We start from the raw sequence: 25,126 nt of genomic DNA on the forward strand, positions 1-25,126 counted from the left end.
GCGATCATCCCATTTCCCGGTCGACGGCCTGCGAGCCCGGGGGGAAAATGGGAACCGGGGTGCGTCGGATCGAGGTAGTGACCATGTTCGAGAACACCAAGGCGTTCAGCGGTTTCTCGGTGGACGACCTGGGCAAGGCGAAGGAGTTCTACGGCGGCACGCTCGGGCTGCGCGTCACCGAGGAGGAGCGGATGGGGCACCTCGTCCTGCACCTCGCGGGCGACACGAAGGTGCTGGTCTACCCGAAGGACAACCACGAGGCCGCGAGCTTCACGATCCTCAACTTCCCCGTGGACGACGTGGAGAAGGCGGTCGACGACCTCACCGCGAAAGGCGTCCGCTTCGAGCGCTATGAAGGGTTCGAGACCGACGACAAGGGCATCGTCCGCGAGGGCGGCGGGCCCGTCATCGCCTGGTTCAAGGACCCGGCGGGGAACGTCCTGTCCGTCCTCGACGAATCCATGTAGGACCGGGCCGTGGCCGGGCCACGGCCCGGCTACGGCCCGGCTACGGCGGGTGCGGACTACGAGGCCGGGGTCAGGTACATCCCCGTCGCGTCCCCGCCGGCGGTGTTCTTGCAGCTGACACCGGAGCTCGCGGGCTGGGCGACGGTCAGCGCCAGGCAGCGGCCGGCCGCCTGCTGGCCGTAGTGGTTCGGGTGCATGGACTCCTGGACCAGGCTCTGGGTCTCGCTGCTGTCGATCCAGCGCGCCCACTCGCTCGTCTGCGCCGAGGCCGGCACCGTGGAGCTCACCAGCTTGCTGGTCTTGGCGCACACCTCGCGGCCCTGGAGCATGTCCCGCAGGTCCAGGAACTGCACGCCCTTGGCCGCGGCGACCCCCTTGATGCGGTTCGCGATCTGCGGCACGAGCGAGTCCCGCGCCCAGTCCGAGTCCCGGTTCCAGAAGGGGCAGCCACCGGTGTTGAGCCGGCTCCAGTCGCTCTGCGTGTACCGGTTCTCCGCGCCGCGCGGGATCGGCGACGGGTAGGACTGGAGCACGATCCGGTACGCGGAGTCGGCGTACCCGGCCGCGCGCATCACGGCCCGGATCTCGTCCACGGACTTCCCGACGCCGGCCATCGCCGCGTCGATCTTCCCGTCCACCGCGACCTGCTGGTCGTCGTAGCAGTAGGAGTACCAGAGGCTGAAGTCGAGCGCGCACTTCTTGATGATGTCGGCGAAGCCGAGGTCGTTCCCGCCGATGGACAGCGCGATGACCTTGACGTCGTGGCTCGCGGCCACCGCGGCGAGCTGATCGGCCTGCGGGGCCTCGCCCTTGAAGGCCACACCGCCGTTGGCCGCACGGAACACGTTCTGCGAGATCGCCCCGGAGCAGGCGAGGTTCACCGCCACGTCGGCGATCGCCCCGGCGCTGCGGACCTCGGCGGAGTCCGAGCGGTGGCACCCGCCGGCGGTGGTCCCGTACACCTTGGCCGGGTCGTACACGCTGCCGCTGACCCAGGCCCGGTCGGTCCCGTTGCGACTCCCGGTATTGGTCAGGCTGTTGCCCTTCCAACGCCCGGCCTCACCGGATATGTAGCTGTCGCCCATGGAGACGACGGCGGTGGGGCCGCTCCCGGAACTGGCGGCGGACGTGCCGGCCCCGCCGGCCAGCAGCGCGCCGACGGCGAGCGGCAGAACCATCCCGGCCCCGGCCAGTCGTCGCACACGACGGCGGTCCCGGCCCTTGCTTGCGGTGCGGAATCCGATCACTGCGGAACTCCTGCGTTCGGCCACGCCGAAGTCGGCAACGACTCCGTCGCGTGGCTGTGAAGTGGGGGTACCGCCGGCCGGTGGCAACGGAAAGGTGCCACGCCGCCGCTTGTTACCGCTAGGTACAGGCAAGTTACGAACGAGTAACGACCGATCGATCGTTCGGTCCGCCCGTGTTCCTCCTCCGCACTCCGCCTACGTGGCCGAATTGCCGGCGGACCATGGCCGGTCCCCCGTACAGTCGCCCGGTGATGCGGCGACGGTGTGATCAACGGGTGCTCACCCTGGTCGAAGTCAGGGGTGAGCAGCGGGACTTCGAGGAGGCCAGGGCTCAGTTCGCCCTTCAGGGTTGGCCCGTCGTCGACGAATTCGAGCGGGGCGAGGGCCCGTCCGCCGGAGTGCTCACCGCGGATCCCGGGGCGCGGCTGTTCGTCGTCGAGGTCCGGTTCTTCGGGGCGCGCAACGGCCGGACCGAGCGCGCGGCCGGCTGGCGGGTCCGCAGGCTGGCGCGGACGGCGGTACTGGAGATGTACGTACGCCGCACCGAGCTGGTGGACACCGACCGTGAGCAGCTGGAGGAGTACCGCTCCCACACCACGGCCCACCGGCCGGACCCGCGGCGTGCTGTGGGTGGCCGGATCCGCGCCGCGGAGCGGGCAGGCCGGTACGACACCGGGTCCATCGCGCTCGGTACTCCGTCGGAGGCCAGGCGCCTGGCCCGGATGGGCCTGCCGGGCGGCGCGCCCGCCCGGGCGGACCTCGACGTGCGGATGTCCCCGAGGCGCGGGATGCGCGAGATCGAGCTGCCGCGCGAGGACGAGTTCAACCGGCGCCTTGCGCGGATGTTCGGCTGGCTGCTCGCGATGGCGTTCACCGTCGGCTGCTTCCGGCAGCTCCACGGTCCGGCGCGTTGGGTGTTCCTGGCCATCGGCTGCGGCTGCCTCGTACGGGCGCTGGTCTGCGCCACCCGGTTCTTCGCGTCGCGGGGGCGCCTGTTCGGGTTCGCGGGCGGCTGCGCCGCTGCCGTCCTGCTGCTGAGCCTGGTGTGGGTGCGGGGGCCCGGCTTCGGCGGGTGGACGCCGCGGGCGATGCTGCTCGATGCGGCGGTGGCCGTGACCGTGGTCGGGATCTGGTTGCTGGTGCGTCAGTGGACCACCTGGACGGAATGGCTCACGGCCACCGTGCCGCTCGCGGTGACCCTGGTGACCGGGCTGGTCGTCGCCTCCGGTTCGGTGCTGCACGGACTGTACGGGGACGGTCTCGACCTCACCCCGGACGAACTCGACGTCCCCGGACTGTGGCAGGTCGCGGCCGGGGCGAAGCTGGTGTCGTATCTCGGGGTGGGGCTGCTGGGTCCCGCGCTGTGGGGGATCGCCAAGCACCTCCACTTCCCGTTCACCCGGCCCGGGGAGCACCTGAACGTGCTGACGTACGTCCTGCTCTACGTCGGGGTCGTCGTCTCGCTCGGGGGACTGGCCCTCGACAACGCGGCCCGGGCGGTCGAGGCGACGAAGGCCGCCGCGGAGCAGCGCCGCCAGGCGCCCTCGTACTTCGGGGTGAAGCCGGACTGGATGTGCGTGCAGCCGACCGTCCCGGTGGCCGAACTCAACGCCGAGGGAGGCCTGCTCGACCCGGCACGGCCGTACCTGTTCTTCGGCGTCGCCGACGGCATGGCCCTGCTGTGGAACACCGACACGGACGCCCCGCTGAAGGAGCCCGCGGACGAGGTCCGGCTCGTTCCGACCGAGGAGCCGGCAGGCGCCTGCCCGCCGCCGCCCGGGTGAGCCGGGGGCGACGCGGGCATGGAACGCCGGCCTACGGGAACGGCTCCGCCCCCGTGCCGTTGGGCAGCGGGGGCGGAGCCGGTCGGTTCGGCCGCTGTGCGAGGTCAGCCGAGGGACGACATCGTCAGCCGACGAGCTGGTCGTACGCGGGGAGCGTCAGGAAGTCCGCGTAGTCCGCGTCCAGGGAGACCTGGAGCAGGAGGTCGTGGGCCTGCTGCCACTTGCCGGAGGTGAACGCCTCGTCGCCGACCTCGGCGCGGATGGCGGCCAGTTCCTCGGCCGCGATCTTGCGGGTCAGGTCGGCCGTGGCCGTCTCGCCGTTCTCGAACACGACGCCGGCGTTGATCCACTGCCAGATCTGCGAGCGCGAGATCTCCGCGGTGGCGGCGTCCTCCATCAGGCCGAAGATGCCGACGGCGCCGAGGCCCCGCAGCCACGCCTCGATGTAGCGGATGCCGACCTGGACCGCGTTGCGCAGGCCCTCGTACGTGGGCTTCGCGTCCAGGGAGTCGATCGCGATGAGCTCGCCCGGGGCCACCGAGACGTCCTCGCGCAGGCGGTCCTTCTGGTTCGGCTTCTCGCCGAGCACCGCGTCGAAGGAGGCCATCGCGATCGGGACCAGGTCGGGGTGGGCGACCCAGGAGCCGTCGAAGCCGTCGCCGGCCTCGCGGTCCTTGTCGGCCTTGACCTTCTCGAAGGCGACCTTGTTGATCTCGGCGTCCTTGCGGGACGGGATGAAGGCCGCCATGCCGCCGATGGCGTGCGCGCCGCGCTTGTGGCAGGTGCGGACCAGCAGTTCGGTGTACGCCCGCATGAACGGGGCTGTCATCGTCACCGCGTTGCGGTCCGGCAGGACGAACTTCTCGCCGCCGTCGCGGAAGTTCTTGACGATGGAGAAGAGGTAGTCCCAGCGCCCGGCGTTCAGGCCCGCCGCGTGGTCGCGCAGCTCGTAGAGGATCTCCTCCATCTCGTACGCGGCGGTGATCGTCTCGATGAGGACGGTCGCGCGGACGGTGCCCTGCGGGATGCCGACGTAGTCCTGGGCGAAGACGAAGATCTCGTTCCAGAGGCGGGCCTCCAGGTGCGACTCCGTCTTCGGCAGGTAGAAGTACGGGCCCTTGCCGAGGTCGATCAGGCGCTGCGCGTTGTGGAAGAAGTACAGGCCGAAGTCGACCAGCGAGCCGGAGGCCGGGGCGCCCTCGAACTGCAGGTGGCGCTCCTGGAGGTGCCAGCCGCGCGGGCGCATGACCACGGTCGCCAGCTGCTCGGCGGGCTTGAGGGCGTACGCCTTGCCCGTGCGGGCGTCGGTGAAGTCGATGCGGCGCTCGTAGGCGTCGATCAGGTTGAGCTGGCCGAGGACGACGTTCTCCCAGGTGGGAGCCGAAGCGTCCTCGAAGTCGGCGAGCCAGACCTTGGCGCCCGAGTTCAGGGCGTTGATGGTCATCTTGCGGTCCGTCGGACCGGTGATCTCCACACGGCGGTCGTTCAGCGCGGCCGGGGCCGGGGCGACCTTCCAGTCTCCCTCGCGGACCTGTGCGGTGTCCGGGAGGAAGTCGAGGGTGGAGGTCCGGGCGATCTCGGCACGGCGCTCGCCGCGGCGGGCGAGGAGCTCGGCGCGACGGGGGGCGAACCGCCGGTGGAGCTCCGCAACGAAGGCGAGAGCCGCTTCGGTGAGGACCTCGTCCTGCCGGGGCAGGGGCTCGGCGTCGACGATGGCCAGCGGGGACGGCGCTGGTGCGGACATATCTGTCACTCCTTCAGCGGCGGTGCCTGGCGGCCGCGGGGGAATGCTCGCGCTGGACGGCACGCAGTGCCGTCGGGTGTGGAGAGTTCCGGAATACGGTCGCGGGCGCCGTCTGTGGTTCAGGGCGCTTCTGACCAGTGGATAGTAATTTCCTCATGGTGGAAGTTCAATGGTTTGTTGATGTCGAGATTCTCTGGGTCGACAGATTCCACTCTCCCGTGGCCCTCAGTGCCACTATCGTCACACCGTGCTCAGGTCAGACGGGCCAGGTCGGACGGGGTGTCGATGTCGAAGGCCTCCGCGATGTCCGAGCACTCCACCAGGACGAGCTCCCCGGCATGTCGTGTCAAGTGCACCCGCGCGCCCTTGTCACCCGTCGCCGTCGCCGCGATGTCCGCCCACCGGTCCACCCCGAACAGCACGGGATGGCCGCGCTCCCCGTCGTACGCCGCCGCCACCAGGCTCGCCGGGGAGCGGTACGCCTCCCTGACCCGGGCCACGGCTGCCGGGCCGATGCCGGGCTGGTCCACCAGCGAGACCAGGGCCGCGCTCGCGCCCGTACCGGCCAGCGAGGCGAGGCCGACCCGCAGGGAGGAGCCCATCCCCTCCGCCCAGTCCGGGTTGTCCACGACCAGGCAGCCGGCCAGGTCGGCCCGCTCGCGGACCTCGGCCGCGGAGGCGCCGAGGACCACGTGCACCGGCCCGCAGCCCGCCTCGCGCAGCACCCGTACGGCGTTCTCGACCAGCGGGCGCCCGCGGTAGGGGAGCAGGGCCTTGGGGCGGCCGCCGAGGCGGCGGCCGCCCCCGGCCGCGAGGAGGAGACCCGCGATCACCGGTGGATCGGCTGCTGGAGCGGTGGGGGCGGGGGAGTCTGTGTTGGCCGGCATGTCACCGATTCTCGCTCCCGCGCGGATCCGCGTTCCTTCGGGCGCCGCGTCAGGGCATCGCGTACGGAGGCCAGCGCGGCCCCGATGCGCAGCGGGTCGGCGATCCGGTTCTCGGCGGCAGCCAGCAGGGCACGTTCGTCACGGTCGGTCAACATCTCGGCGTCTCCTTGCCAATCGGGGGCCAATACCGCGAGTCTGGTCCTCGATTGGCCTGGCCGTCAGAGCCAATCAGGGGAGGTTGGCATGGCAAACGGGCGAGTGGTCCACACAGCGGACAGAACCATCGGCAGCCGCCAGCTCGCGGCACTGCTCCCCGCCGAGGTCCTGGCCCGCCCCGGCTACCGGACGCTCGCCGACGCCGTGCGCACCCTGATCCTCGACGGCCGCATCGCCCTGCACGTACGGCTGCCCGCCGAGCGCGAGCTCGCCGAAGCCGTCGGCGCCAGCCGGGCCACCGTCACCGGCGCCTACGACCTGCTGCGCGAGAGCGGCTACGTCCGCAGCCGGCGCGGCTCCGGCACCTGGACCGAACTCCCCGACGGCCACCGCCCCGTCGGCGGCCACGTCCTCCTCGGGGCGGGCGGCTACAGCGCCGACGACGACCCCGGAGTCGACCTGGCCATCGCCGCCATGGGCGCCCCCGAAGGCAGCCTCGCCGAGGCATTGGCATGGGCCGCGCCGAGGCTGCCCCGGCTCGCCCGCAACCCCGGCTACCATCCCTTCGGCCTGCCCGACCTGCGCACCGCCGTCGCCGACCGGTTCACCCGGCGCGGGCTGCCCACGCGCCCCGAGCAGATCCTCGTCACGGCCGGGGCACAGCAGGCCCTCGCGCTGGTCGTGAGCCTGCTGTGCCGGGCCGGGGACCGGGTCGTCACCGAGAACCCGACCTACGCCAACGCCCTCGACGCCCTGCGCCACGCCCGGCTGCGCACCGGCTCCATAGCCGTCTCCGACGCCGGCTGGGACATGGAGATCGCCGAGTCCACGCTGCGCCAGACCGTGCCGCGGCTGACGTACGTGATCCCCGACTTCCAGAACCCGACGGGCAGCCTCATGCCGCCGGAGCAGCGGCTGCGGCTGCTCGCGGCGACCCGGGCCACCGGGAGCTGGCTGGTGGTCGACGAGACCATCGCCGACATCGCGCTGGACGTGCCCGCGCCCGCGCCCATGGCCTCGCTCGCCCCGCGCGGCGGCGCCGACCACGTGATCACCATCGGCTCGCTGAGCAAGACCCACTGGGGCGGCCTGCGGGTCGGCTGGATCCGGGCCACCGCGAAGATGATCACCGAGCTGACGGCCGTACGGGTCGCGGCGGACATGACCGGCTCGGTCCTCGACCAGCTGGTCGCCCTCCCGCTGCTCGACGACCTCGACCGCTCCCTGCCCGCACGGCTCGCACAGCTGCGGATCCAGCGCGAGGCCCTCGTACAGTCGCTCCAGCGGCACACCCCCGAGTGGTCCTGGCAGCTCCCGCCGGGCGGGCTCTCGCTCTGGGTGGACCTCGGGGAGCCGGTCAGCTCAGCCCTGGCCGAACGGGCCGCGGCCGTCGGCGTGCACATCGGCCGCGGCGCCCGCTTCGGCGTGGACCCGGGCACCTTCGAACACCGGCTCCGCATCCCGTACACCCTGCCCGCCGACCGGCTGGACGAGGGCGTACGCCGCCTCGCGAGCGCCTTCCACGACGGGGTCCCGCTGCCGTCGGCGGTGGAGCGGCCGCACTGGGTGGCGTAGGGCGTCCCTCACCGGGCCCGGGGCCGGAAGTACGCGTTCGCCGCCGGGCGGAGCCTGGCCCCGGCTACGGGGTGCGGATCAGGCGGCGGGTGGCGGCCGCCGCGACGGCAGAGGTGCGGGAGTCGACGCCGAGCTTGGCGTAGATGTGCACCAGGTGGGACTTGACCGTGGCCTGGCTGAGGAACAGCTTCTTCGAGATCTGCTGGTTCGACAGCCCGTCCGCGACCAGCTGCAACACCTCCAGCTCCCGCTTCGTCAACGCCTCCGCAGGCGTCCGCATCCGGTCCATCAGCCGCAGCGCCACCGCCGGGGCCAGCGCCGACTGGCCCGCGGCGGCGGTGCGTACGGCCGCCGCCAGTTCCTCGGGCGGGGCGTCCTTGAGCAGGTAGCCCGAGGCGCCCGCCTCCACCGCCGCCAGGATGTCCGCGTCCGTGTCGTACGTGGTCAGCACCAGCACCCGCGGCGCGCCCGGGCGGGCGGTGATCAGGGCCGTCGCCGCGGAGCCGTGCATGCCGGGGCCGAACTGGAGGTCCATCAGGACCACGTCGACCGACTCGACCGCCGCCAGTTCCACCGCCCGCTCGGCCGTCGCGGCCTCGGCGACCACCGCGAAGTCCGGTTCGGTGTCCAGCACCGCGCGCAGCCCGGCCCGGACCACCGGGTGGTCGTCGGCGAGCAGCAGCCGGATCGTCATCGGGACGCCTCCAGGGGCAGGGGCAGGGTGACGGCCACGGCGGTGCCCTGGCCCGGGTCCGACTCCACGGTGAACAGCCCGCCCAGGGTCTCGGCGCGCGAGCGCATGGCGGGCAGCCCGAAGCCGCCGTCGCCGTGGCCGTGGCCGGCACCGGACGCGGCCGAGGAAGGGTCGAAGCCCTGCCCGTCGTCGACGATGTCCAGGGTCACCGAGGCGTCCATGAAGGTCAGCGTGATCTCGGCGCGGTCCGCCCGCGCGTGGCGGACCACATTGGCCAGCGCCGACTGGGCGATCCGCAGCAGGGCCACCTCGTAGGGCGTCGGCAGCTCCCGCGGGCCGCCGCTCAGCGAGAACCGCACCCGCGGCCCCGGCACCCCCGCGCACAGCCGCTCCAGCGCGCCGGCGAGCGACCCGTGCTCCAGGTCCGGCGGCGTGAGGGCCCGTACGAAGCGACGCGCCTCGGCGAGGTTCTCCTGCGCGGCCTCCCGCGCCCGGGCGATGTGCGCCAGTGCCGCCGCCCGCCCTCCGGAGGCCTCGGCCCCGCTCCCGGCCCCGCTCCCGGCCCCCGCCTCGGCGCGGGCCGTTTCCGCGGCCACCGGAGCCGGGCGCGCACCACTCGCCGAACCTTCGGAGAGAGCCCGTTCCGCCGCCCGCAGCAGCAGCTGGATGGAGGACAGACCCTGGGCCAGGGTGTCGTGGATCTCCCGGGCCAGGCGCTCCCGCTCGGCGAGGATCCCGGCGCCACGCTCCGCCGCGGCCAGCTCGGCCCGGGTCGCGATGAGCTCCTCGATCAGCTCGCGGCGCCGCTCGCTCTCCCGGTACAGGGCCTGGTAGCCCAGCACGGTCGCCACGGCCACGGCCCCGCCCAGCAGCGGTCCCAGGAAGGCCCCCGGGGTCACCGCGCTGCTGTGCCCGAGGAAGCCGGCGATGGCCGCGCAGGCCGTCACCGCGACGGCCGCGACGCCCCAGCGCAGCCGCAGCAGGTGCAGCTCCAGGAAGTACAGCGGGAAGGCGACCCACAGCCCGTCCGGCGAGACCACGAGCAGCGCCACCCACGCGGCGCCCAGCGCGGCCAACCACAGGGCCCCGGCGCGCGGCGAGCCGTGCACCGAGGGGGCCCGTACGCCGGCCGCGTACACGGCGGCCGACAGCGCGCAGGCGGCGACCACCCAGCCGGCCAGGGGCGCGGAGTCGGCGACGGCCCGGCCGGCGGCCAGCGCGAGCAGCCCGAAGAGCAGCGCGTGCAGGCACAGCCGCAGCACTCGGGAGACGGGGGTGAGGGGGCGCGAGGCGGGGGGATTCAGAACAGCCATGTTCCGACCAGCGTAAGTGGGGCCCGCGCACCCCCGGTCAACCAAAAGTTTGATGTCGGCGTGCGCCCTTCGATCCGAGGATCGCTACCGTGGCGCGATGCCTTGTGTCCACGCGGACGACCAAGGTGGGGGACATGTTCGTCGCATGGAGAGATCTACGGTTCGCCAAGGGCCGCTTCGCCCTCATGGGCTCGGTCGTCTTGCTGATCACGCTGCTGGTCGGTCTGCTGTCCGGGCTCACCTCCGGCCTGGCCAGGGAGAACATCTCGGCCATCACCGGTCTGCCCGCCACGCACCTGGCCTTCGCCGCACCGGCCGGGGACCAGAAGGTGTCGTTCACCAACTCCCAGGTGCCGGAGAGCGCCTGGCAGGCCTGGAGCCGGACGCCCGGGGTGAGCGCCGCGGAGCCGCTCGGCATCCGCACCACCAACGCCGCCGCGGGTGAGCGGACCGCCGCGGTCTCCGTCTTCGGCGTGGACGCGGCCGGCCGGCTCGCCCCGCGCGGGGCCGGCCTCACCCAGGGCCAGGTGGTCCTCACCGAGAAGGCCGCCAAGGAGCTCGGCGGGCTCGGCGCGGGCGGCAGGCTCAAGATCGGCCCGCTCGAACTGACCGTGGCCGCCGTCTCCGGCACCGCCGCCTACAGCCACACGCCCGTCGTCTGGATGGACCTGAACGACTGGCAGCGCATCGGGAACCCCGGCACCTCCATCGACACCCTCGCCACCGTCGTCGCCGTCTCCGCGAACGGGAACGCGAACGGGAACGCGGACCTCGCCGCCGCGGACAAGGCGGCCGGCACCAAGGCCCAGACCGTGGACGAGGCGCTCGGCGCCATAGGCTCGTACCAGGCCGAGAACGGCTCGCTCCAGCTGATGCGCGGCTTCCTCTTCGCGATCTCCGCGCTCGTCATAGGGGCCTTCTTCACCGTGTGGACGATCCAGCGCAGCGCGGACATCGCCGTCCTCAAGGCACTGGGTGCCTCCACCCCCTACCTCCTCAAGGACGCCCTCGGCCAGGCCGTGGTCATGCTCGCCATCGGCACCGGGCTGGGCACCGCGCTCGCCGCCGGATTCGGCGCGCTGATCAGCGGCGGGGACGTGCCCTTCGTCCTCGACGCCGCCACCGTGCTCGCACCCGCCGCGATCATGATCGTGCTCGGCGCGCTCGGCGCCGCCCTGTCCATCCGGCGGATCACCGCCGTAGACCCGCTGACCGCCCTCGGGAGCGCCCGATGACCCTGCTCGTGCACGACGTCACGCTCACCTACCCCGACGGCGACGGCAGGCTCACCGCCCTCGACGCGGTCGGCCTGGAGGTCCCCGCGGGCACCCTGACGGCGGTGATCGGGCCCTCCGGCTCCGGCAAGTCCAGCCTGCTCGCGGTCGCCGCGACCCTCGTCACCCCGGACTCCGGCCGGGTCGTCGTCGCCGGTACGGACAGCGGCGGGCTCGGCGCCGCCGAGAAGGCGGCCCTGCGCCGGGAGAAGATCGGCATCGTCTTCCAGCAGCCGAACCTGCTCGCCTCGCTCACCGCCGCCGAACAGCTCCAGGTCATGGCGCACCTGTCCGGCCGCCCCTCCCGCGCGCTGCGCCGGCGGGCGCTGGAGCTGTTGGACGCGGTGGGCCTGGCCGACAAGGCCGACAAGCGCCCCCACCAGCTCTCCGGCGGCCAGCGCCAGCGGATCAACATCGCCCGGGCCCTGATGAACGAGCCCGCCGTGCTGCTCGTCGACGAGCCCACCAGCGCCCTGGACCACGAGCGCGGCGCGGCGGTCCTCGACCTGCTGGTCGCCCTGACCCGGGAGCGCTCCACGGCCACCGTGCTGGTCACGCACGACCACGCCCACCTGGACCGGATGGACCGTACGGCGACCATGACGGACGGCCGGCTGACCCAGGGCGCGGAGCCGGAGCGGGTCCCGGCGTCCTGAGCCCGCGTACGGGGAAAGGCCCCGGCGCCCCCGTAGTGAGGGGCGCCGGGGCCTTCGTACGTACGGAACCGGTCGCTACGCGGGGTTCTGGTTCGCCAGCGCGACCGAGAGCTCGGCGGCCACGCCCTGCAGGATCGGCACGAACGACTCGGCCACGGCCTCCGTGACGCGGCCCGCGGGGCCCGAGATGGAGATCGCCGCGGCGGTCGGCGAGTTCGGCACGGAGACCGCGAGGCAGCGGACTCCTATTTCCTGCTCGTTGTCGTCGACCGCGTAGCCGACCTTGCGGACCTGCTCCAGCGCGTCGAGGAAGCCCTCGGGCGTGGTGATGGTCTTCTCGGTCGCGGCCGGCATCCCGGTGCGCGCGAGCAGGGCCCGTACCTCCTCGGCGGGGGTGTACGCGAGGAGCGCCTTGCCCACGCCCGTGGAGTGCGGGAGCACCCGGCGGCCGACCTCGGTGAACATGCGCATGGAGTGCTTGGACGGCACCTGGGCGACGTAGACGATCTCGTCCCCGTCGAGCAGGGCCATGTTGGCCGTCTCGCCGGTCTCCTCGACCAGGCGGGCCAGGTAGGGGCGGGCCCACGTGCCCAGCAGCCGCGACGCGGACTCGCCGAGGCGGATCAGACGCGGCCCGAGGGAGTAACGTCGGTTGGGCTGCTGGCGGACATAGCCGCACGCCACGAGCGTGCGCATGAGACGGTGGATCGTCGGCAGCGGCAGACCGCTGGCGGCGGAGAGCTCGCTCAGGCCGACTTCGCCCCCCGCGTCGGCCATTCGTTCGAGCAGATCGAAGGCGCGCTCAAGGGACTGGACGCCACCGCTGGCGGCGGTGGGCTTGGCGGAAGCGTCGGTGGTGCTGGCGCTGGACGTCGGCACGGCGCGGTCCTTTCGGTGCTGGCAGGCAAGGAAGCAGCCTACCGGTCGGTCGGCGTCGGCCCTAGAGCAGGGGCGATGCCGTCCCCGCCGGTCAGAGGCGGTATGTCCGGGGGCGGACGTCCTCGCGAAGTTACCCGCCCGACTCCCGGTGGTGGTAGCTACATTCTGTATAGCGAAATCTTAATTCCATCCTGTGGAAACATCCAATTGCGGTGCTGGTGTGTCAGTGGTCCGTCCGGGCGCTCTTGACTGGTTCTCCATCGCCGTGAAGACTCCGTCAACAGAACGTTGAATTTCGCTCTGTGGAAGTAGATGGGGAGGTTCCGGTGTCCGACGTGGCTGTGGAACTGGTACTGCGCTCGACGCGCGTCATCACCCCCGAGGGGACGCGTGCCGCCTCGGTGGCCGTCGCCGGCGGGAAGATCGCGGCCGTGCTGGCGTACGAGGCCGAGGTACCGGCCGGAGCCCGGCTGGAGGACTTCGGCGACGACGTCCTGCTCCCCGGCCTGGTCGACACCCACGTCCACGTGAACGACCCGGGCCGCACCGAGTGGGAAGGCTTCTGGACGGCCACCCGCGCCGCCGCGGCCGGCGGCATCACCACGATCCTCGACATGCCGCTGAACTCGCTGCCGCCCACCACCACGACCGACAACCTGCGCGTCAAGCAGGAGGTCGCCCGTGCCAAGGCGCACGTGGACGTCGGCTTCTGGGGCGGCGCCCTGCCGGACAACGTCAAGGACCTGCGCCCGCTGCACGACGCCGGCGTCTACGGCTTCAAGTGCTTCCTGTCGCCCTCCGGCGTCGACGAGTTCCCCCTGCTCGACCAGGAGCAGCTGGCCACCTCGCTCGCCGAGATCACCGGCTTCGGCGGCCTGCTGATCGTGCACGCCGAAGACCCGCACCACCTGGAGTCCGCCCCGCAGAACCCGGGCCCCAAGTACGCCGACTTCCTGGCCTCCCGCCCCCAGGACGCGGAGAACACCGCGATCCAGAACCTGATCGCCCAGGCGAAGCGGCTGAACGCCCGCGTGCACGTCCTGCACCTGTCCTCCGCCTCCGCGCTCCCGCTGATCGCCGCCGCCAAGGCCGAGGGCGTGCAGATCACGGTCGAGTCCTGCCCGCACTTCCTCACCCTCACCGCCGAGGAAGTCCCGGACGGCGCGACCGAGTTCAAGTGCTGCCCGCCCATCCGCGAGGCCGCGAACCAGGACGTCCTGTGGGACGCGCTCGCCGACGGCACGATCGACTGCATCGTCTCCGACCACTCGCCCTCCACCGCGGACCTGAAGACCGGCGACTTCGCCACCGCGTGGGGCGGCATCTCCTCCCTCCAGCTGGGCCTCCCCGCGATCTGGACCGAGGCGCGCAAGCGCGGCCGCACCCTCGAGGACGTCGTCCGCTGGATGTCCGCCGCCCCGGCCGCCCTCGCCGGACTGGCGCAGAAGGGCGCGATCGAGGCCGGCCGCGACGCCGACTTCGCCGTCCTGGCCCCCGAAGAAACGTTCACCGTGGACCCGGCCGAACTCCACCACCGCAACCAGGTGACGGCGTACGCGGGCAAGACCCTGCACGGCGTCGTGAAGTCCACCTGGCTGCGCGGCACGCAGATCGCCGACCACGGCAACCCGACCGAGCCCACGGGCCTCCTCCTCGAAAGGCAGAACTGACAGTGGCGATTCCCTCCTTCACCGGTAACGCGAACCCGTACGGAGGCGGCGACCCGTACGCGGACTACCGCACCGCGGACTTCCCGTTCACCCAGTACGCGAACCTCGCCGCCCGTGAGCTGGGCGCCGGTGTCATCGCTGCGAACGACGAGTTCTTCGCCCAGCGCGAGAACCTGCTCATCGCCGAGGCCGGGCACTTCGACCCGGAGCACTTCGGTCACAAGGGCAAGATCATGGACGGCTGGGAGACCCGCCGCCGTCGCGGTGTCTCCGCCGACCAGCCGTGGCCGACCGCCGAGGACCACGACTGGGCGCTCGTCCGCCTGGGCGCCCCCGGCGTGATCCGCGGCATCGTCGTCGACACCGCCCACTTCCGCGGCAACATGCCGCAGGCCGTCTCCATCGAGGGCACCAACTGGGAAGGCGCCCTCGCGCCGACCCCGGAGGAGCTCCAGGGTGACGACGTGAAGTGGACGACCCTGGTCCCGCGCACCCCGGTCGGCGGCCACGCGGCCAACGGCTTCGAGGTGACCGTCGAGCAGCGCTTCACGCACCTGCGCGTCAACCAGCACCCGGACGGCGGCATCGCCCGCCTGCGCGTCTACGGCGAGGTCGCCCAGGACCCGAAGTGGCTCGCCACGCTGGGCACCTTCGACGTCGTCGCGCTGGAGAACGGCGGCGCGGTCCAGGACGCGTCCAACCGCTTCTACTCCCCGCCGACCAACACCATCAACCCGGGCCGCTCCCGCAAGATGGACGACGGCTGGGAGACCGCCCGTCGCCGTGACAACGGCAACGACTGGATCCGCTACCAGCTCGTCGCCGAGTCCGAGATCCGCGCCGTCGAGATCGACACCGCGTACCTCAAGGGCAACTCGGCCGGTTGGGCCTCGCTGTCCATCAAGACGGGCGAGGAGGGCGAGTGGACCGAGTTCCTGCCGCGCACCCGCCTGCAGCCCGACACCAACCACCGCTTCGTGCTGGACGCCCCGGCGGTCGGCACGCACGTCCGGATCGACATCTTCCCGGACGGCGGCTTCTCGCGCCTGCGCCTGTACGGCTCGCTGACGGAGAACGGGACGGCCGCGCACGCCGCCCGCCACCAGGAGCTGGGTGGCTGACGCCACCCGATCCAGCCCCGGGGGCCGACACCCCCGGGGCGCGCACGACCCGAAGGGGCGCACCGCTCGGCGGCGCGCCCCTTCGGCGTATTTCCGTACGAATTCCCGTGCGGGTGGGGCAAGGTGGGCCGAGGCGGCCCCGGCCGGGGCCGCCCCGGCCCACGGACAGGAGCCCGCCCGCATGACCGAGCAGACCACGACGGAATCCGAGCAGACCACCGAAGAGCCTGCCGCGGCCGTCGCGGCCGTCGCGGCGCCGCGCGAACACGTCGTACGCCTCAAGGACACCCTCGCGCGCTTCGAACGCGACAACGACGTCTGGGTCTCCACTGCGGACGCCGCCGGCAACCCCTGCCTGGTCCCGCTTTCCTTCCTGTGGGACGGCGAGACCTTCCTCGTCTCGACCAGCCCCACCACGCCCACCGGCCGCAACCTGCTCGCGGGCGGCCGGGTCCGCCTCGCCTTCGGCGCCACCCGCGACGTGGTCCTCGTCGAGGGCACCGCGACGTCGTTGGACGTGGCGGACCTCGTGCCGGGGGAGCGCGAGGCCTTCGCGGCCCACACCGGCTTCGACCCGGGCGGCTTCGCCGCGCCCTACCCCTACTTCCGGATCGTGCCGGTGTGGATCCAGGCCTGGCGCGAGGTCAACGAGATCGCAGGCCGCGACCTGATGAAGGCCGGCCGCTGGCTGCCCTGACCGATCCCTACGCGGCGTGTCCGCCGTCCACGGCGAACTCGGCGCCCGTCACGTAGCCGGCCTCCGGTCCCGCCAGGAACGACACCACGGCGGCCACTTCCGGCGCGGTACCGAAGCGCCCGAGGGCGGTCATCGCCGCCTGCGGGCCGGCGTAGGGGCCGTCCGCCGGGTTCATGTCGGTGTCGACCGGCCCGGGGTGGACGATGTTCGCGGTGATCCCGCGCTCGCCCAACTCCCGGGCGAGGGCTTTGGTCAGCCCGATCAGCGCCGACTTGCTCATCGCGTAGAGCGTGCCGCCCGGACCGGGCACCCGCTGGGTCATGCAGGTGCCGATGGTGATGATCCGGCCGCCCGGTCGCATCGTCGCGGCGGCCGCCTGCGCGGTGAGGAACACCGCGCGTACGTTGACCGCCAGCACCCGGTCCACCTCGGCCAGGCCCAGACCCTCCAGCGGCCCGATCACGCCCACGCCCGCGTTGTTCACCAGCACGTCGAGTCGCCCGAACGCGTGCACGGTCCGCTCCACCGCCAAGGCGGCGGCCGCCGGGTCCGCGGCATCGGCCCGCACGGCGATCGCGCGCCGCCCGAGCGCCTCGACCTTCCCGACGACCTCGGCCGCCGCCTCCGCGTCGTTGACGTAGGTGATCACCACGTCCACCCCGTCCTCGGCGAGCCGCAGCGCACTCGCCGCCCCGATCCCGCGACTTCCACCGGTCACCAGGGCCGCCGTGTTGCCGTCCATGCTCTTCCTCCCGCGTCGCCAATTGGTTGCGAGTTCAATGAAATCGCCGGGAGATCCACGGAGCCGGCGGTTATCCGACCTGGCGTTTCGCGGCCCGTACTCGGCGGACGGAGTCGACGGCGGGCGCCGTCAGCAGCGCCGACAGCAGGCAGACCCCGAGCCAGCCGCCGTACCCGTAGAGCTGCAGGCCGAGCCAGGATCCGGCGCTGCCGCCCAGATAGGCGCAGGTCATGTAGCCGGTGTTGAGCGCGCTGCGGGAGTCGCCGCGCAGGGCGTAGAAGCGGGCCTGGTTGGCGACCATGCCGCACTGCATGGCGGTGTCCAGCAGCAGCGTGCCGAGGACGAGCGCGACGAGCCCCGCGGTGCCGCCCCGGGCTCCGACGGCGAGGACCGCCGCGGCCGCGAGCGTGGCGAGGAAGCAGGTCAGGTTCACCGGGTCGGGTCCGTGGCGGTCCACGATCCGGCCGGCCACCGGGGTGCACGCCATCGTGATCACCCCGGTGAGCGCCACGAGCCCGAGGGCCTGCGGGCCGAACCCGTAGAGCGGGCCGGTGAGGAGCAGCGCCAGGCAGGTCCAGACGGCGGAGAACCCGCCGAAGAGGGCCGCCTGGTAGCAGGCGGAGCGGCGCAGTTCGGGCTCGGCGCGGAGCAGCCGCAGCGGCCGCACCGGCAGCGTGCGGAAGGGAACCCGGGGCGCGGCGGCGACGGCAGTGGTCCTGGGCAGGATCCGGGCCAGCACGACCGCGAGGCACAGCACCACGAGCCCGGCCACCAGGTAGGGCGCCCGCCAGCCGAATCGCTCACCGAGCCCTCCGCTGAACGTACGGGCCAGGAGCATGCCGCCGATGGAGCCGCTGAGCAGGGTCCCCATCACCGCGCCGCGCCGCCCCTCCGGGACCAGACCGACCGTCATCGGACCGATCAGCTGGGCGGCGGTGGTGGTCACGCCGACGAGGACGCTGGCGACGACGAGTTGGGGCAGGCTGCGGGCCAGGGCGGCGCCGAGCAGGGCCAGGCCGCTGGCCGCGAGCAGGGTGACGAGGAGGCGGCGGTACGGGAGCCGGTCCCCGAGCGGGACCAGCAGGAAGATGCCCGTGGTGTAACCGATCTGGGTGGCGGTGACCACCACGGCCGCGGTGTCGGGCGAGGTGCCCAGACCGGCGGCGACCAGCGGGCTGACGGCCTGCGGGAAGTAGATGTTGCCGACGGCGATGGCGCAGGTCAGCGCGAGAAGCGCGACCAGCCGCCGATCGATCCCGGCGGATACGGAGGCCGCCGGCACCGGCGCGGCCGGGTTCGCCCGGGCTGCGGGTGCCGCCCGGGTCGGCGTGGTTGCCGGTGCTGCCGTGGTCGCCAGTGCCACCCGGGTCAACGAGGTCACTGGTGCCACCGGGGCCGACGTGGTTGCCGGGGCTTCCGTGGTCGCCGGTGCTGCCGTGGTAGCGGGTGTCACCGGGGTTGACGAGGGTGCCGGCGCCGCGGGGGGCGCCGGTGCCACGGGGGCCGACGAGGTAGCCGGTGCCACCGGGGTCAACCTGGTTGCCAGTGCTGCCGGTGCCACCGGTGCCACCGAGGGTGCCGTGGTAGCCGCTGCCGCCGGGGTTTCCGTGGTCGCTGGTGCCGCTGGTGCCGCTGGTGCCGCCGGGGTCGGCGTGGTCGCCAGGGGGGCCGGGGCTGCTGTGGTTGGCGGGGGCGTTCGGGGCGCCGGTGCCGGTGGGGATGGCAGGGGCGCCGGAACCGGCGGTGCCGCTGGCGTGGGAGCCGCCGGGGCCGTCGGGATCGTGGGCGGCGTGTGTGCCGCCTGGGCTGTCGCTCTCCCCGAGGTCGTCTCCTCGCTCCGCGGGTACGGGTACGGGCACGGGCGCCGGCGCGGTGCGCGGCCGTCCGCCGCAACTGCTCGCTCTGTCATGCCCGGCAGTTCAGCCCACCCGCCCACCCCCGCCAATGGATGTAGCCTCGGGCTTAATGATCAGCTTCGGGCTCGACGCCGACGACCTCGCGGACACCCGTTTCGCCCTGTCCCCGCTCATGGACACCGTGTTGAGCCTCCGCGTCCTGCGCGAGCCGGGTTTGTCCGCGGTCCACACGTCTTGGCGCCGGTCGACCGTCCAGCGCGTCAGCGGCACGCTCGATACGGCACTCCTCACCTCGCTGGTCGCGCAACGCCGCACGACGCCCGACTTCCTGACTCCCCGCCCGGAGCGGTTCTCCGCCACCTTCGCGGAGGAACTGGCCGTCGTACGCCACACCCCGGCCGCCGTCGTCCGCCGGGACCTGCTGGACGCGCACCACCCGGACCCGCTCCCGGCGCCGCTGCACCCGGCGCTCGCCGACGACGACGCGGTCATCGCCCTGCGCGACACCATCTGCGAGCTGCTCCACCATTACTGGAGGCTCGCGATCCAGCCGGCGTGGCCCGCGATGCGGCTCGTCCTGGAAGCCGACATGACCTACCGGGCCCGCCAACTGGCCGTCGGCGGCGCCCGCCGGCTGTTCGCCGACATGCACCCCAACCTGCGCTGGGACGGCGGGACCCTGCACGTCGACAACGTCCTCGGCGACTTCCACATCCCGGCCGCCGGCCGCGGACTCCTCCTGGTCCCCTCCGTCTTCGCCCACAAGCCGGCCCCACCCGTCACCGCCGACCAACCACCCGGCCTGGCCTATCCCAGCCGGGGCGTGGCGACCCTGTGGGCCACCCCGAGCCCACCCGACGACACCGCCCTCACCAAACTCCTCGGTGCCCCCAAGGCCACCCTCCTCGCCCTCCTCGACGGCCCCCTGCCCACCGTCGAGATCGCCCGCCGCCTCCAGGTCACCCCCAGCGCCGTCTCCCAGCACCTGGCGGTCCTGCACACCACGGGCCTGGTCACCCGCACCCGCGACGGACGCCACGTCCTCTACCGCCGCACCGCCCTCGGCGACCAGCTCCTGCACCCCGCCGGCGCGGCGGACGACCGTACCCTTACGCGATGACAGCCACCTCCCTCCTGGCGAGGGCTATGAGCAGCGGTACCAGCCCGTCCCTGATTGCCTTGCCGGACGAGGTCGCGGAGCTCCTTTCGGTCCTGGGGGCCCCGCCGCGGCTGGCGGCGCACCTGCGAGCCGTCCACGACGTCGCGCACCGGCTGGCCGCCTGGGTCGAACAGCGCCACCCCCGCCGTGGTCTTCGACCGCGAAGCGGTGCTCTTCGGGGCGGCGACGCACGACGTGGGGAAGACCGTCCACGTGGCCGAGCTCTCCGGCCCCGGGTCGGCGCACGAGGAGGCGGGGCGGGCCCTGCTGCTCGACCACGGCTTCGGCCCGGAACGAGCCCGCTTCGCCGCCAACCACGCGTCGTGGGCGGAATCCGGCGTCGGCCTGGAGGACTTGTTGGTGAGCCTGGCCGACAAGATCTGGAAGAACAAGCGCGTCCCCGAGCTGGAGGACCTCGTGGTGGCCCGGCTCGCCGAGGCGAGCGGCCGGGCGGCCTGGGAGGAGTTCATCGCGCTGGACGAACTCCTCACCGCCATCGGTGACGGCGCCGACCGGCGCCTCGCGTTCCAGGCATCGTTCCCGATCCACGGCTGAGGGCCGGAGCGAGCGCGCCCGGCGGGCTGCCGCCTTCCGGCCCGCGCAGGTGGCCGCCGCCGGAATCGCCGCCGGAATCCGCCGCCGCCCGGGGATCAAGGCGTGCGGGTGCCCTCCCTGCGTGGCGGAGCGATGAGAAACCGGCGGAGCGGGAGTCTGAATCGGTGTAGGCCGGTGCGCGGCGACGACCGAGCAAGGAGCGCAGAACCATGGGCAAGCTGACCCTCACCACCTTCCTGACCCTCGACGGAGTGATGCAGGCTCCCGGCGGGCCCGGGGAGGACCGCAGCGGCGGGTTCGACTACGGCGGGTGGGTCGTGCCGTACGCCGACGAGGGGATGGGGGAGTTCGTCACCGAGGTCTTCGGCCGCGCCGGGGCGTTTCTGCTCGGGCGGCGGACGTACGAGATCTTCGCGAGCTACTGGCCGCAGCACGACGATCCCGCCGACCCGGTCGCCGGCGGCCTGAACCGGCTGCCCAAGTACGTGGCCTCGACCACCCTCAAGGAACCGGCGTGGGGCCCGGTCACCGTGATCGACGGGGAGCAGCTGCAGAGCGAGATCGTCCGGGTCAAGGACGAGCTGGACGGGGAACTGCAGGTGCACGGCAGCGGGCAGCTCGCGCAGTGGCTGCTGGCCCGGGACCTCGTCGACGAGCTGAACCTGCAGGTGTTCCCCGTGTTCCTGGGCGCCGGGCGGCGGTTGTTCCCGACCGGCGGGCTGCCGACGGCCTGCGAGCTGACGGGTTCGCGGACCACCTCCAGCGGGATCGCCATCCAGACCTACCGGGTGAAGGGGCGGGCCGCCTTCGGCTCGTTCTTGGAGTGAACCTTTCCGGCCACAGCACTAGCGGGGGTCCAGGGCCACCTGGACCACTCGGCCCTCGCGCAGGACGAGCAGGTCCGGGGACTGGTGCGCGTAGTGGCGGATCCGGCCGACCGGGCCAGGCGGGCGGATGTGCGGGGCGACGAGCGAGAGGAGGTCTTCGAGGGCGGGGAGCTGCTCCTCGTGGATCTCCTGGCGGCTGGTCAGGGCCCAGCCCGGGTGGGAGGCAGGGGCGAATTCACCCACCAACATGCCTCTGATCCGCGCGGCCGGGCCGCGGGAGGAGAGGAGTCCGCCCGGCGCGAGCTGGCGGCGGAGCTCCGCGAGCACCGCGTCCGGGGTGGACTCGAGCAGGTCGAACGCCAGGTCCAGGGCGTAGAGGTCGGCCATGTCGCCGATGCTACGGGGAGGGTCTGACAGGCAGGGAAATCGGTCGACCGGCATGATCGGCTCCGGTACGGTGACCCCGCACCCGTGCGAGCCGCCGAAGTCTCCACCCCGTCAGAACCGTTGGAGACCTCCCTTGGCCGCGATCGCACCCGTCCTCCAAGCCCCCCGCCGAGCCTGGCTCGCGGACCTGCCCGTGCTGGCCGTCGCCGTCGTGTGGGGCGGCAGCTATCTCGCCGCCAAGGGGATCACGGCCGCGCACACCGTGATCGCCGTGCTCGTGCTGCGGTTCGCGCTCGTGCTGCCGGTGCTGGTCCTCGCCGGGTGGGGGAAGTTGCGTGCGCTGAGCCCCGCCCAACTGCGCGGCGCCGGGGGACTGGGGCTCGTACTCGGCGGGATCTTCCTGCTGGAGACCTACGGCGTCGTCCACACCTCCGCCACCAACGCCGGGCTGATCATCAGCCTGACCATGATCTTCACGCCGCTGGCCGAGGCCGCGGTGAGGCGGCGGCGGCCTTCGGCCGGGTTCCTCGGCGCCGCCGGCGTCTCCGTCGCCGGGGTCGTGCTGCTGACGCAGGGCGCGGGATTCACCGCGCCCAGCCTCGGTGACCTGCTCATCCTCGGTGCCGCCCTCGCCCGGACCCTGCACGTCCTGCTCATGGCCCGGGTCAAGGCCGTGCAGGACGCCGACTCGCTGTCCCTGACCACCGTGCAGCTCGGCGGGGCCGTTGTCGTGTTCGCCCTGCTGGCCGCCGTGCCGGGGACGGGAGAGAGCCCCTGGGCCGTCGCCGCCGACTTCGGGGCGGCCGAGTGGGCGGGGCTGGCGTTCCTTTCCGTCTTCTGCACTCTTTTCGCCTTCTTCGTGCAGATGTGGGCCGTACGCCGCACCTCGCCCTCCCGCGTCAGCCTGCTGCTCGGCACCGAACCCCTGTGGGCGGCCGCCGCCGGCATCGCCATCGGTGGCGAGCACCTCGCCCCCCTCGGCTTGGCGGGCGCGGGCCTCGTCCTCGCCGGCACCGCCTGGGGCCGACGCGCCGCCACGGGCTGAGCGAGTGTCCGGAAAACGCCGCATCCAGGGGTGAACTGCCGCCGTAGTGTGGCCCAATGCCAGTTGTGGACATCAGCGCGAACGCTGCCGACTTCAACGCCGACCCCTACTCGTTCTACACACGACTGCGCGAGGCCGGACCGGTCCACCGGGTCGCCGTCTCGGCCGCCGAGTACGAGCCGACCTTTCTCGTCGTCGGCCACGACGAGGCCCGCCAGGCACTGAACCACCCCGGCCTCGCCAAGGACTGGCGCAGTTCCGGCCAGTTCCCCGACACGCTTGCCGCGGCCTCCAACGCGAACATGCTGGAGTCCGACCCGCCCCACCACACCCGGCTGCGCCGCCTGGTCGCCCGTGAGTTCACCGCCCGCCGGATGGAGGCCATGCGGCCACGGGTCCAGCAGATCACCGACGACCTGCTGGACGCCATGGCCGCCCGGCGGGAGCGCACCGCCGACCTGGTCAAGGCCCTCGCCTTCCCGCTGCCGATGACCGTGATCTGCGAGCTGCTCGGCGTCCCCGACCTGGACCGCTACCGGTTCAGCGCCTGGTCCCGCGAGATCGTGGCGCCGAGCACCGGCAGCCCGGACGGCAGCGTGCACCGGCAGCTGAGCGGCTATCTCGCGGAACTCGTCGAGGCCAAGGCGAAGGACCCCGGCGAGGACCTGCTCAGCGCCCTGATCAGGACCCGCGAGGAGGACGGGGACGCCCTGTCCCCCGACGAGGTGATCGGGATGGCCTTCCTGCTGCTGGTGGCGGGCCACGAGACCACCGTGAACCTGATCGGCAACGGCATACGCGCCCTGCTGGCGCACCCCGACCAGCTGGCCGCCCTGCGCGCGGACTACGACGGCCTGCTCGACGGCGCCGTGGAGGAGATGCTCCGCTACGACGGCCCGGTGCAGAACGCGACCTACCGCTACGCCGCCGAGGACGTGGAGATCGGCGACTCCGTCATCCCGGCCGGCGCCACCGTCCTCGTCTCGCTGGCCGCCGCCGACCGCGACCCCGGGCGGTACGAGGAGCCGGACACCTTCGACATCCGACGCGCCCCGCAGGGCCACCTGGCCTTCGGGCACGGCCTGCACTTCTGCATCGGCGCCCCGCTGGCCCGGATGGAGGGCCGCATCGCGATCCGGGGCCTGCTGGAGCGCTTCCCCGAGCTGGAGGAGGACCCCGCCGGGGGACCGCCGCTCTGGCAGCGGGGCAGCCTGATGCGCGGCGTCAGCCGGCTCCCGGTCCGCTGGTAGCCCCACCACCATGCCCTTACAGATCCGGCAGCTCCTCCATCCGCACCCGGCGCCGCTCCCGCCGGGAGCGCTCGCAGGCCTCCGCCACCCGGAGCGCGGCGAGCGCCTCCCGGCCGTCACACGGATTGGGCCCCTCACCCCGCACCAAGTGGACGAAGGCCGCCAGCTCGGCCTCGTACGCGGGGGCGAAGCGCTCCAGGAAGCCCGTCCACGGCTTGCTCGCCGGGGGTGGACCGTGCGGTTCCGTCGAGGCGATCGGCGTACGGTCGTCCAGCCCGGCGGACACCTGGTCCAGCTCCCCGGCCAGCTCCATCCGTACGTCGTACCCGGCGCCGTTGCACCGGGTACCGGTCGCGGTGACGAGGGTCCCGTCGTCCAGGGTGAGCACGGCCGCCGCCGTGTCGATGTCCCCGGTCTCCCGGAACCGCGGCGGCCCCGCGTCCGACCCGGCCGCGTACACCTCGACCACCTCGTGCCCGGTCACCCAGCGCACCATGTCGAAGTCGTGCACGAGGCAGTCCCGGTACAGCCCCCCGGAGGTCGCCAGGTACGCGGCGCTCGGCGGCGCCGGATCGGCCGTCATCGTCCGTACGGTGTGCAGCCGGCCCAGCGCGCCCGAACGCACCAGCTCCCGAGCCGTGCGGTAGCCCGCGTCGAAGCGGCGCATGAAGCCGACCTGGAGCAGCCCGCCCGCGGCCGCCACCTCGCGCAGCGCCGCCAGGGTCCGGTCCAGGTCCGGGGCCAGGGGCTTCTCGCAGAACACCGGCAGCCCGCCGCGCACCGCCCGTACGACCAGCTCCGCGTGCGCCTCGGTCGAGGAGGCCACCACCACCGCGTCCACGCCCCAGGTGAAGACCTGCTCCACGGAGGGCGCGGCGGTGGCCCCGAGCCGGTCGGCGAGGCGCGCCGCCCGCGCGGGGTCGGCGTCCGCGAGCAGGAGCGAACCCGCCTCCGGGTGGCGGGCCAGCGCCGCCGCGTGGAAGGAGCCGATCCGGCCCGTTCCGATGAGCCCGATGCGCATGCACTCAACGTGACCCCGTACGGGGGACCTGTCAATCTGCCCGGGCATGCCCCGATGGGCCCGCATGGTCCACTGTGGCGGATACTGAGCGGCTGGACCGGAATGAAGCCGGAATGACCG

The 25,126-nt window shown here is 72.9% G+C and carries 23 protein-coding genes; 13 read left to right on the plus strand and 10 right to left on the minus strand.

The window, feature by feature from the left end:
- Window positions 1–83 precede the first annotated feature (83 nt).
- On the plus strand, window positions 84–467 hold the full coding sequence (locus ACFV9H_RS04550) for a VOC family protein (protein WP_385393214.1): 384 nt from the start codon (window positions 84–86) through the stop codon (window positions 465–467).
- A 56-nt stretch (window positions 468–523) separates the two neighbouring features.
- Here ACFV9H_RS04550 and ACFV9H_RS04555 read toward each other — a convergent pair whose 3' ends face one another.
- Window positions 524–1,645, minus strand: a complete 1,122-nt coding sequence (locus ACFV9H_RS04555) for a GDSL-type esterase/lipase family protein (protein WP_385393511.1) — start codon at window positions 1,643–1,645, stop codon at window positions 524–526.
- 344 nt (window positions 1,646–1,989) lie between these two features.
- On the opposite strand from ACFV9H_RS04555, the gene ACFV9H_RS04560 reads away from it, so the two are divergent.
- Complete coding sequence (locus ACFV9H_RS04560) at window positions 1,990–3,498, plus strand: NnrS multi-domain protein (protein ID WP_385393216.1); 1,509 nt, start codon at window positions 1,990–1,992, stop codon at window positions 3,496–3,498.
- A 124-nt stretch (window positions 3,499–3,622) separates the two neighbouring features.
- On the opposite strand, the gene aceB is transcribed toward ACFV9H_RS04560, so the two are convergent.
- Window positions 3,623–5,242, minus strand: a complete 1,620-nt coding sequence (gene aceB / locus ACFV9H_RS04565) for a malate synthase A (protein WP_385393219.1) — start codon at window positions 5,240–5,242, stop codon at window positions 3,623–3,625.
- Window positions 5,243–5,493: 251 nt separating this feature from the next.
- Window positions 5,494–6,129 (minus strand): NTP transferase domain-containing protein, encoded by a 636-nt coding sequence (locus tag ACFV9H_RS04570; RefSeq protein WP_385393221.1) that lies wholly within the window; start codon window positions 6,127–6,129, stop codon window positions 5,494–5,496.
- Window positions 6,130–6,372: 243 nt separating this feature from the next.
- Between ACFV9H_RS04570 and ACFV9H_RS04575 the strand changes: the two genes are divergently transcribed.
- On the plus strand, window positions 6,373–7,860 hold the full coding sequence (locus ACFV9H_RS04575) for a PLP-dependent aminotransferase family protein (RefSeq protein WP_385393224.1): 1,488 nt from the start codon (window positions 6,373–6,375) through the stop codon (window positions 7,858–7,860).
- 64 nt (window positions 7,861–7,924) lie between these two features.
- Here ACFV9H_RS04575 and ACFV9H_RS04580 read toward each other — a convergent pair whose 3' ends face one another.
- Both ACFV9H_RS04580 and ACFV9H_RS04585 read right to left on the minus strand, forming a co-directional pair.
- Window positions 7,925–8,554, minus strand: coding sequence for a response regulator (locus ACFV9H_RS04580; RefSeq protein WP_385393226.1), 630 nt, complete (start codon window positions 8,552–8,554; stop codon window positions 7,925–7,927).
- Window positions 8,551–9,867, minus strand: a complete 1,317-nt coding sequence (locus ACFV9H_RS04585) for a sensor histidine kinase (protein ID WP_385393228.1) — start codon at window positions 9,865–9,867, stop codon at window positions 8,551–8,553. The genes ACFV9H_RS04580 and ACFV9H_RS04585 overlap by 4 nt, the downstream gene beginning before the upstream one ends.
- 134 nt (window positions 9,868–10,001) lie before the next feature.
- On the opposite strand from ACFV9H_RS04585, the gene ACFV9H_RS04590 reads away from it, so the two are divergent.
- Together ACFV9H_RS04590 and ACFV9H_RS04595 are read left to right on the plus strand one after the other, a co-directional pair.
- Window positions 10,002–11,102 (plus strand): ABC transporter permease, encoded by a 1,101-nt coding sequence (locus ACFV9H_RS04590; protein ID WP_385393231.1) that lies wholly within the window; start codon window positions 10,002–10,004, stop codon window positions 11,100–11,102.
- Window positions 11,099–11,797 (plus strand): ABC transporter ATP-binding protein, encoded by a 699-nt coding sequence (locus tag ACFV9H_RS04595; protein ID WP_385393234.1) that lies wholly within the window; start codon window positions 11,099–11,101, stop codon window positions 11,795–11,797. The genes ACFV9H_RS04590 and ACFV9H_RS04595 overlap by 4 nt, the downstream gene beginning before the upstream one ends.
- Window positions 11,798–11,872: 75 nt before the next feature.
- Here ACFV9H_RS04595 and ACFV9H_RS04600 read toward each other — a convergent pair whose 3' ends face one another.
- Complete coding sequence (locus ACFV9H_RS04600; RefSeq protein WP_385393236.1) at window positions 11,873–12,676, minus strand: IclR family transcriptional regulator; 804 nt, start codon at window positions 12,674–12,676, stop codon at window positions 11,873–11,875.
- A 335-nt stretch (window positions 12,677–13,011) separates the two neighbouring features.
- Here ACFV9H_RS04600 and allB point away from each other — a divergent pair, with 335 nt between their 5' ends.
- The 3 genes from allB to ACFV9H_RS04615 all read left to right on the plus strand — a co-directional run bounded on the left by allB (window position 13,012) and on the right by ACFV9H_RS04615 (window position 16,164).
- Window positions 13,012–14,346 (plus strand): allantoinase AllB, encoded by a 1,335-nt coding sequence (gene allB / locus ACFV9H_RS04605; protein WP_385393512.1) that lies wholly within the window; start codon window positions 13,012–13,014, stop codon window positions 14,344–14,346.
- 2 nt (window positions 14,347–14,348) lie between these two features.
- Window positions 14,349–15,467: an allantoicase gene (gene alc / locus ACFV9H_RS04610; RefSeq protein ID WP_385393239.1), complete on the plus strand. Its 1,119-nt coding sequence runs from the start codon at window positions 14,349–14,351 to the stop codon at window positions 15,465–15,467.
- A gap of 181 nt (window positions 15,468–15,648) precedes the next feature.
- Window positions 15,649–16,164, plus strand: a complete 516-nt coding sequence (locus tag ACFV9H_RS04615; protein ID WP_385393241.1) for a pyridoxamine 5'-phosphate oxidase family protein — start codon at window positions 15,649–15,651, stop codon at window positions 16,162–16,164.
- A gap of 7 nt (window positions 16,165–16,171) precedes the next feature.
- Here the strand turns inward: ACFV9H_RS04615 and ACFV9H_RS04620 are convergent, their stop codons facing one another.
- Together ACFV9H_RS04620 and ACFV9H_RS04625 are read right to left on the minus strand one after the other, a co-directional pair.
- A complete protein-coding gene (locus ACFV9H_RS04620; RefSeq protein ID WP_385393243.1) occupies window positions 16,172–16,906 on the minus strand; it encodes an SDR family NAD(P)-dependent oxidoreductase in 735 nt (244 codons plus the stop codon).
- A gap of 70 nt (window positions 16,907–16,976) precedes the next feature.
- Entirely contained in the window at window positions 16,977–18,161 is a 1,185-nt protein-coding gene (locus ACFV9H_RS04625) for an MFS transporter (RefSeq protein WP_385393513.1), read from the minus strand.
- A gap of 710 nt (window positions 18,162–18,871) precedes the next feature.
- Between ACFV9H_RS04625 and ACFV9H_RS04630 the strand changes: the two genes are divergently transcribed.
- The 3 genes from ACFV9H_RS04630 (at window position 18,872) to ACFV9H_RS04640 (ending at window position 21,303) form a co-directional block, all read left to right on the plus strand.
- The gene (locus ACFV9H_RS04630) at window positions 18,872–19,882 is read left to right on the plus strand and encodes an ArsR family transcriptional regulator (protein WP_385393245.1); all 1,011 of its coding nucleotides are present in this window, start codon (window positions 18,872–18,874) and stop codon (window positions 19,880–19,882) included.
- Between the two features lie 186 nt (window positions 19,883–20,068).
- Window positions 20,069–20,476, plus strand: a complete 408-nt coding sequence (locus tag ACFV9H_RS04635) for an HD domain-containing protein (protein WP_385393247.1) — start codon at window positions 20,069–20,071, stop codon at window positions 20,474–20,476.
- A 209-nt stretch (window positions 20,477–20,685) separates the two neighbouring features.
- Complete coding sequence (locus tag ACFV9H_RS04640; protein ID WP_385393250.1) at window positions 20,686–21,303, plus strand: dihydrofolate reductase family protein; 618 nt, start codon at window positions 20,686–20,688, stop codon at window positions 21,301–21,303.
- An 18-nt stretch (window positions 21,304–21,321) separates the two neighbouring features.
- Here ACFV9H_RS04640 and ACFV9H_RS04645 read toward each other — a convergent pair whose 3' ends face one another.
- Window positions 21,322–21,690 carry a hypothetical protein gene (locus ACFV9H_RS04645; protein WP_385393253.1) on the minus strand — a complete coding sequence of 123 codons (369 nt, stop codon included), beginning with the start codon at window positions 21,688–21,690 and terminating at the stop codon, window positions 21,322–21,324.
- A gap of 133 nt (window positions 21,691–21,823) precedes the next feature.
- Here ACFV9H_RS04645 and ACFV9H_RS04650 point away from each other — a divergent pair, with 133 nt between their 5' ends.
- Both ACFV9H_RS04650 and ACFV9H_RS04655 read left to right on the plus strand, forming a co-directional pair.
- Window positions 21,824–22,735, plus strand: a complete 912-nt coding sequence (locus ACFV9H_RS04650) for a DMT family transporter (protein WP_385393255.1) — start codon at window positions 21,824–21,826, stop codon at window positions 22,733–22,735.
- Between the two features lie 56 nt (window positions 22,736–22,791).
- Window positions 22,792–23,985 carry a cytochrome P450 gene (locus ACFV9H_RS04655; RefSeq protein WP_385393258.1) on the plus strand — a complete coding sequence of 398 codons (1,194 nt, stop codon included), beginning with the start codon at window positions 22,792–22,794 and terminating at the stop codon, window positions 23,983–23,985.
- Between the two features lie 16 nt (window positions 23,986–24,001).
- Here the strand turns inward: ACFV9H_RS04655 and ACFV9H_RS04660 are convergent, their stop codons facing one another.
- Entirely contained in the window at window positions 24,002–25,006 is a 1,005-nt protein-coding gene (locus ACFV9H_RS04660; RefSeq protein WP_385393261.1) for a Gfo/Idh/MocA family oxidoreductase, read from the minus strand.
- Window positions 25,007–25,126: the final 120 nt, after the last annotated feature.

Source organism: Streptomyces sp. NPDC059874 (genome assembly GCF_042731135.1).
Classification (GTDB): Bacteria; Actinomycetota; Actinomycetes; order Streptomycetales; family Streptomycetaceae; genus Streptomyces.

Excerpts from the sequence above, each read along its gene's own strand:
- ACFV9H_RS04550 (WP_385393214.1), top strand. The coding sequence starts at position 84 with ATGTTCGAGAACACCAAGGCGTTCAGCGGTTTCTCGGTGGACGACCTG.
- ACFV9H_RS04555 (WP_385393511.1), bottom strand. The coding sequence starts at position 1,645 with ATGGTTCTGCCGCTCGCCGTCGGCGCGCTGCTGGCCGGCGGGGCCGGC.
- aceB (WP_385393219.1), bottom strand. The coding sequence starts at position 5,242 with ATGTCCGCACCAGCGCCGTCCCCGCTGGCCATCGTCGACGCCGAGCCC.
- ACFV9H_RS04570 (WP_385393221.1), bottom strand. The coding sequence starts at position 6,129 with ATGCCGGCCAACACAGACTCCCCCGCCCCCACCGCTCCAGCAGCCGAT.
- ACFV9H_RS04575 (WP_385393224.1), top strand. The coding sequence starts at position 6,373 with ATGGCAAACGGGCGAGTGGTCCACACAGCGGACAGAACCATCGGCAGC.
- ACFV9H_RS04580 (WP_385393226.1), bottom strand. The coding sequence starts at position 8,554 with ATGACGATCCGGCTGCTGCTCGCCGACGACCACCCGGTGGTCCGGGCC.
- ACFV9H_RS04585 (WP_385393228.1), bottom strand. The coding sequence starts at position 9,867 with ATGGCTGTTCTGAATCCCCCCGCCTCGCGCCCCCTCACCCCCGTCTCC.
- ACFV9H_RS04590 (WP_385393231.1), top strand. The coding sequence starts at position 10,002 with ATGTTCGTCGCATGGAGAGATCTACGGTTCGCCAAGGGCCGCTTCGCC.
- ACFV9H_RS04595 (WP_385393234.1), top strand. The coding sequence starts at position 11,099 with ATGACCCTGCTCGTGCACGACGTCACGCTCACCTACCCCGACGGCGAC.
- ACFV9H_RS04615 (WP_385393241.1), top strand. The coding sequence starts at position 15,649 with ATGACCGAGCAGACCACGACGGAATCCGAGCAGACCACCGAAGAGCCT.
- ACFV9H_RS04620 (WP_385393243.1), bottom strand. The coding sequence starts at position 16,906 with ATGGACGGCAACACGGCGGCCCTGGTGACCGGTGGAAGTCGCGGGATC.
- ACFV9H_RS04630 (WP_385393245.1), top strand. The coding sequence starts at position 18,872 with ATGATCAGCTTCGGGCTCGACGCCGACGACCTCGCGGACACCCGTTTC.
- ACFV9H_RS04640 (WP_385393250.1), top strand. The coding sequence starts at position 20,686 with ATGGGCAAGCTGACCCTCACCACCTTCCTGACCCTCGACGGAGTGATG.
- ACFV9H_RS04645 (WP_385393253.1), bottom strand. The coding sequence starts at position 21,690 with ATGGCCGACCTCTACGCCCTGGACCTGGCGTTCGACCTGCTCGAGTCC.
- ACFV9H_RS04655 (WP_385393258.1), top strand. The coding sequence starts at position 22,792 with ATGCCAGTTGTGGACATCAGCGCGAACGCTGCCGACTTCAACGCCGAC.
- ACFV9H_RS04660 (WP_385393261.1), bottom strand. The coding sequence starts at position 25,006 with ATGCGCATCGGGCTCATCGGAACGGGCCGGATCGGCTCCTTCCACGCG.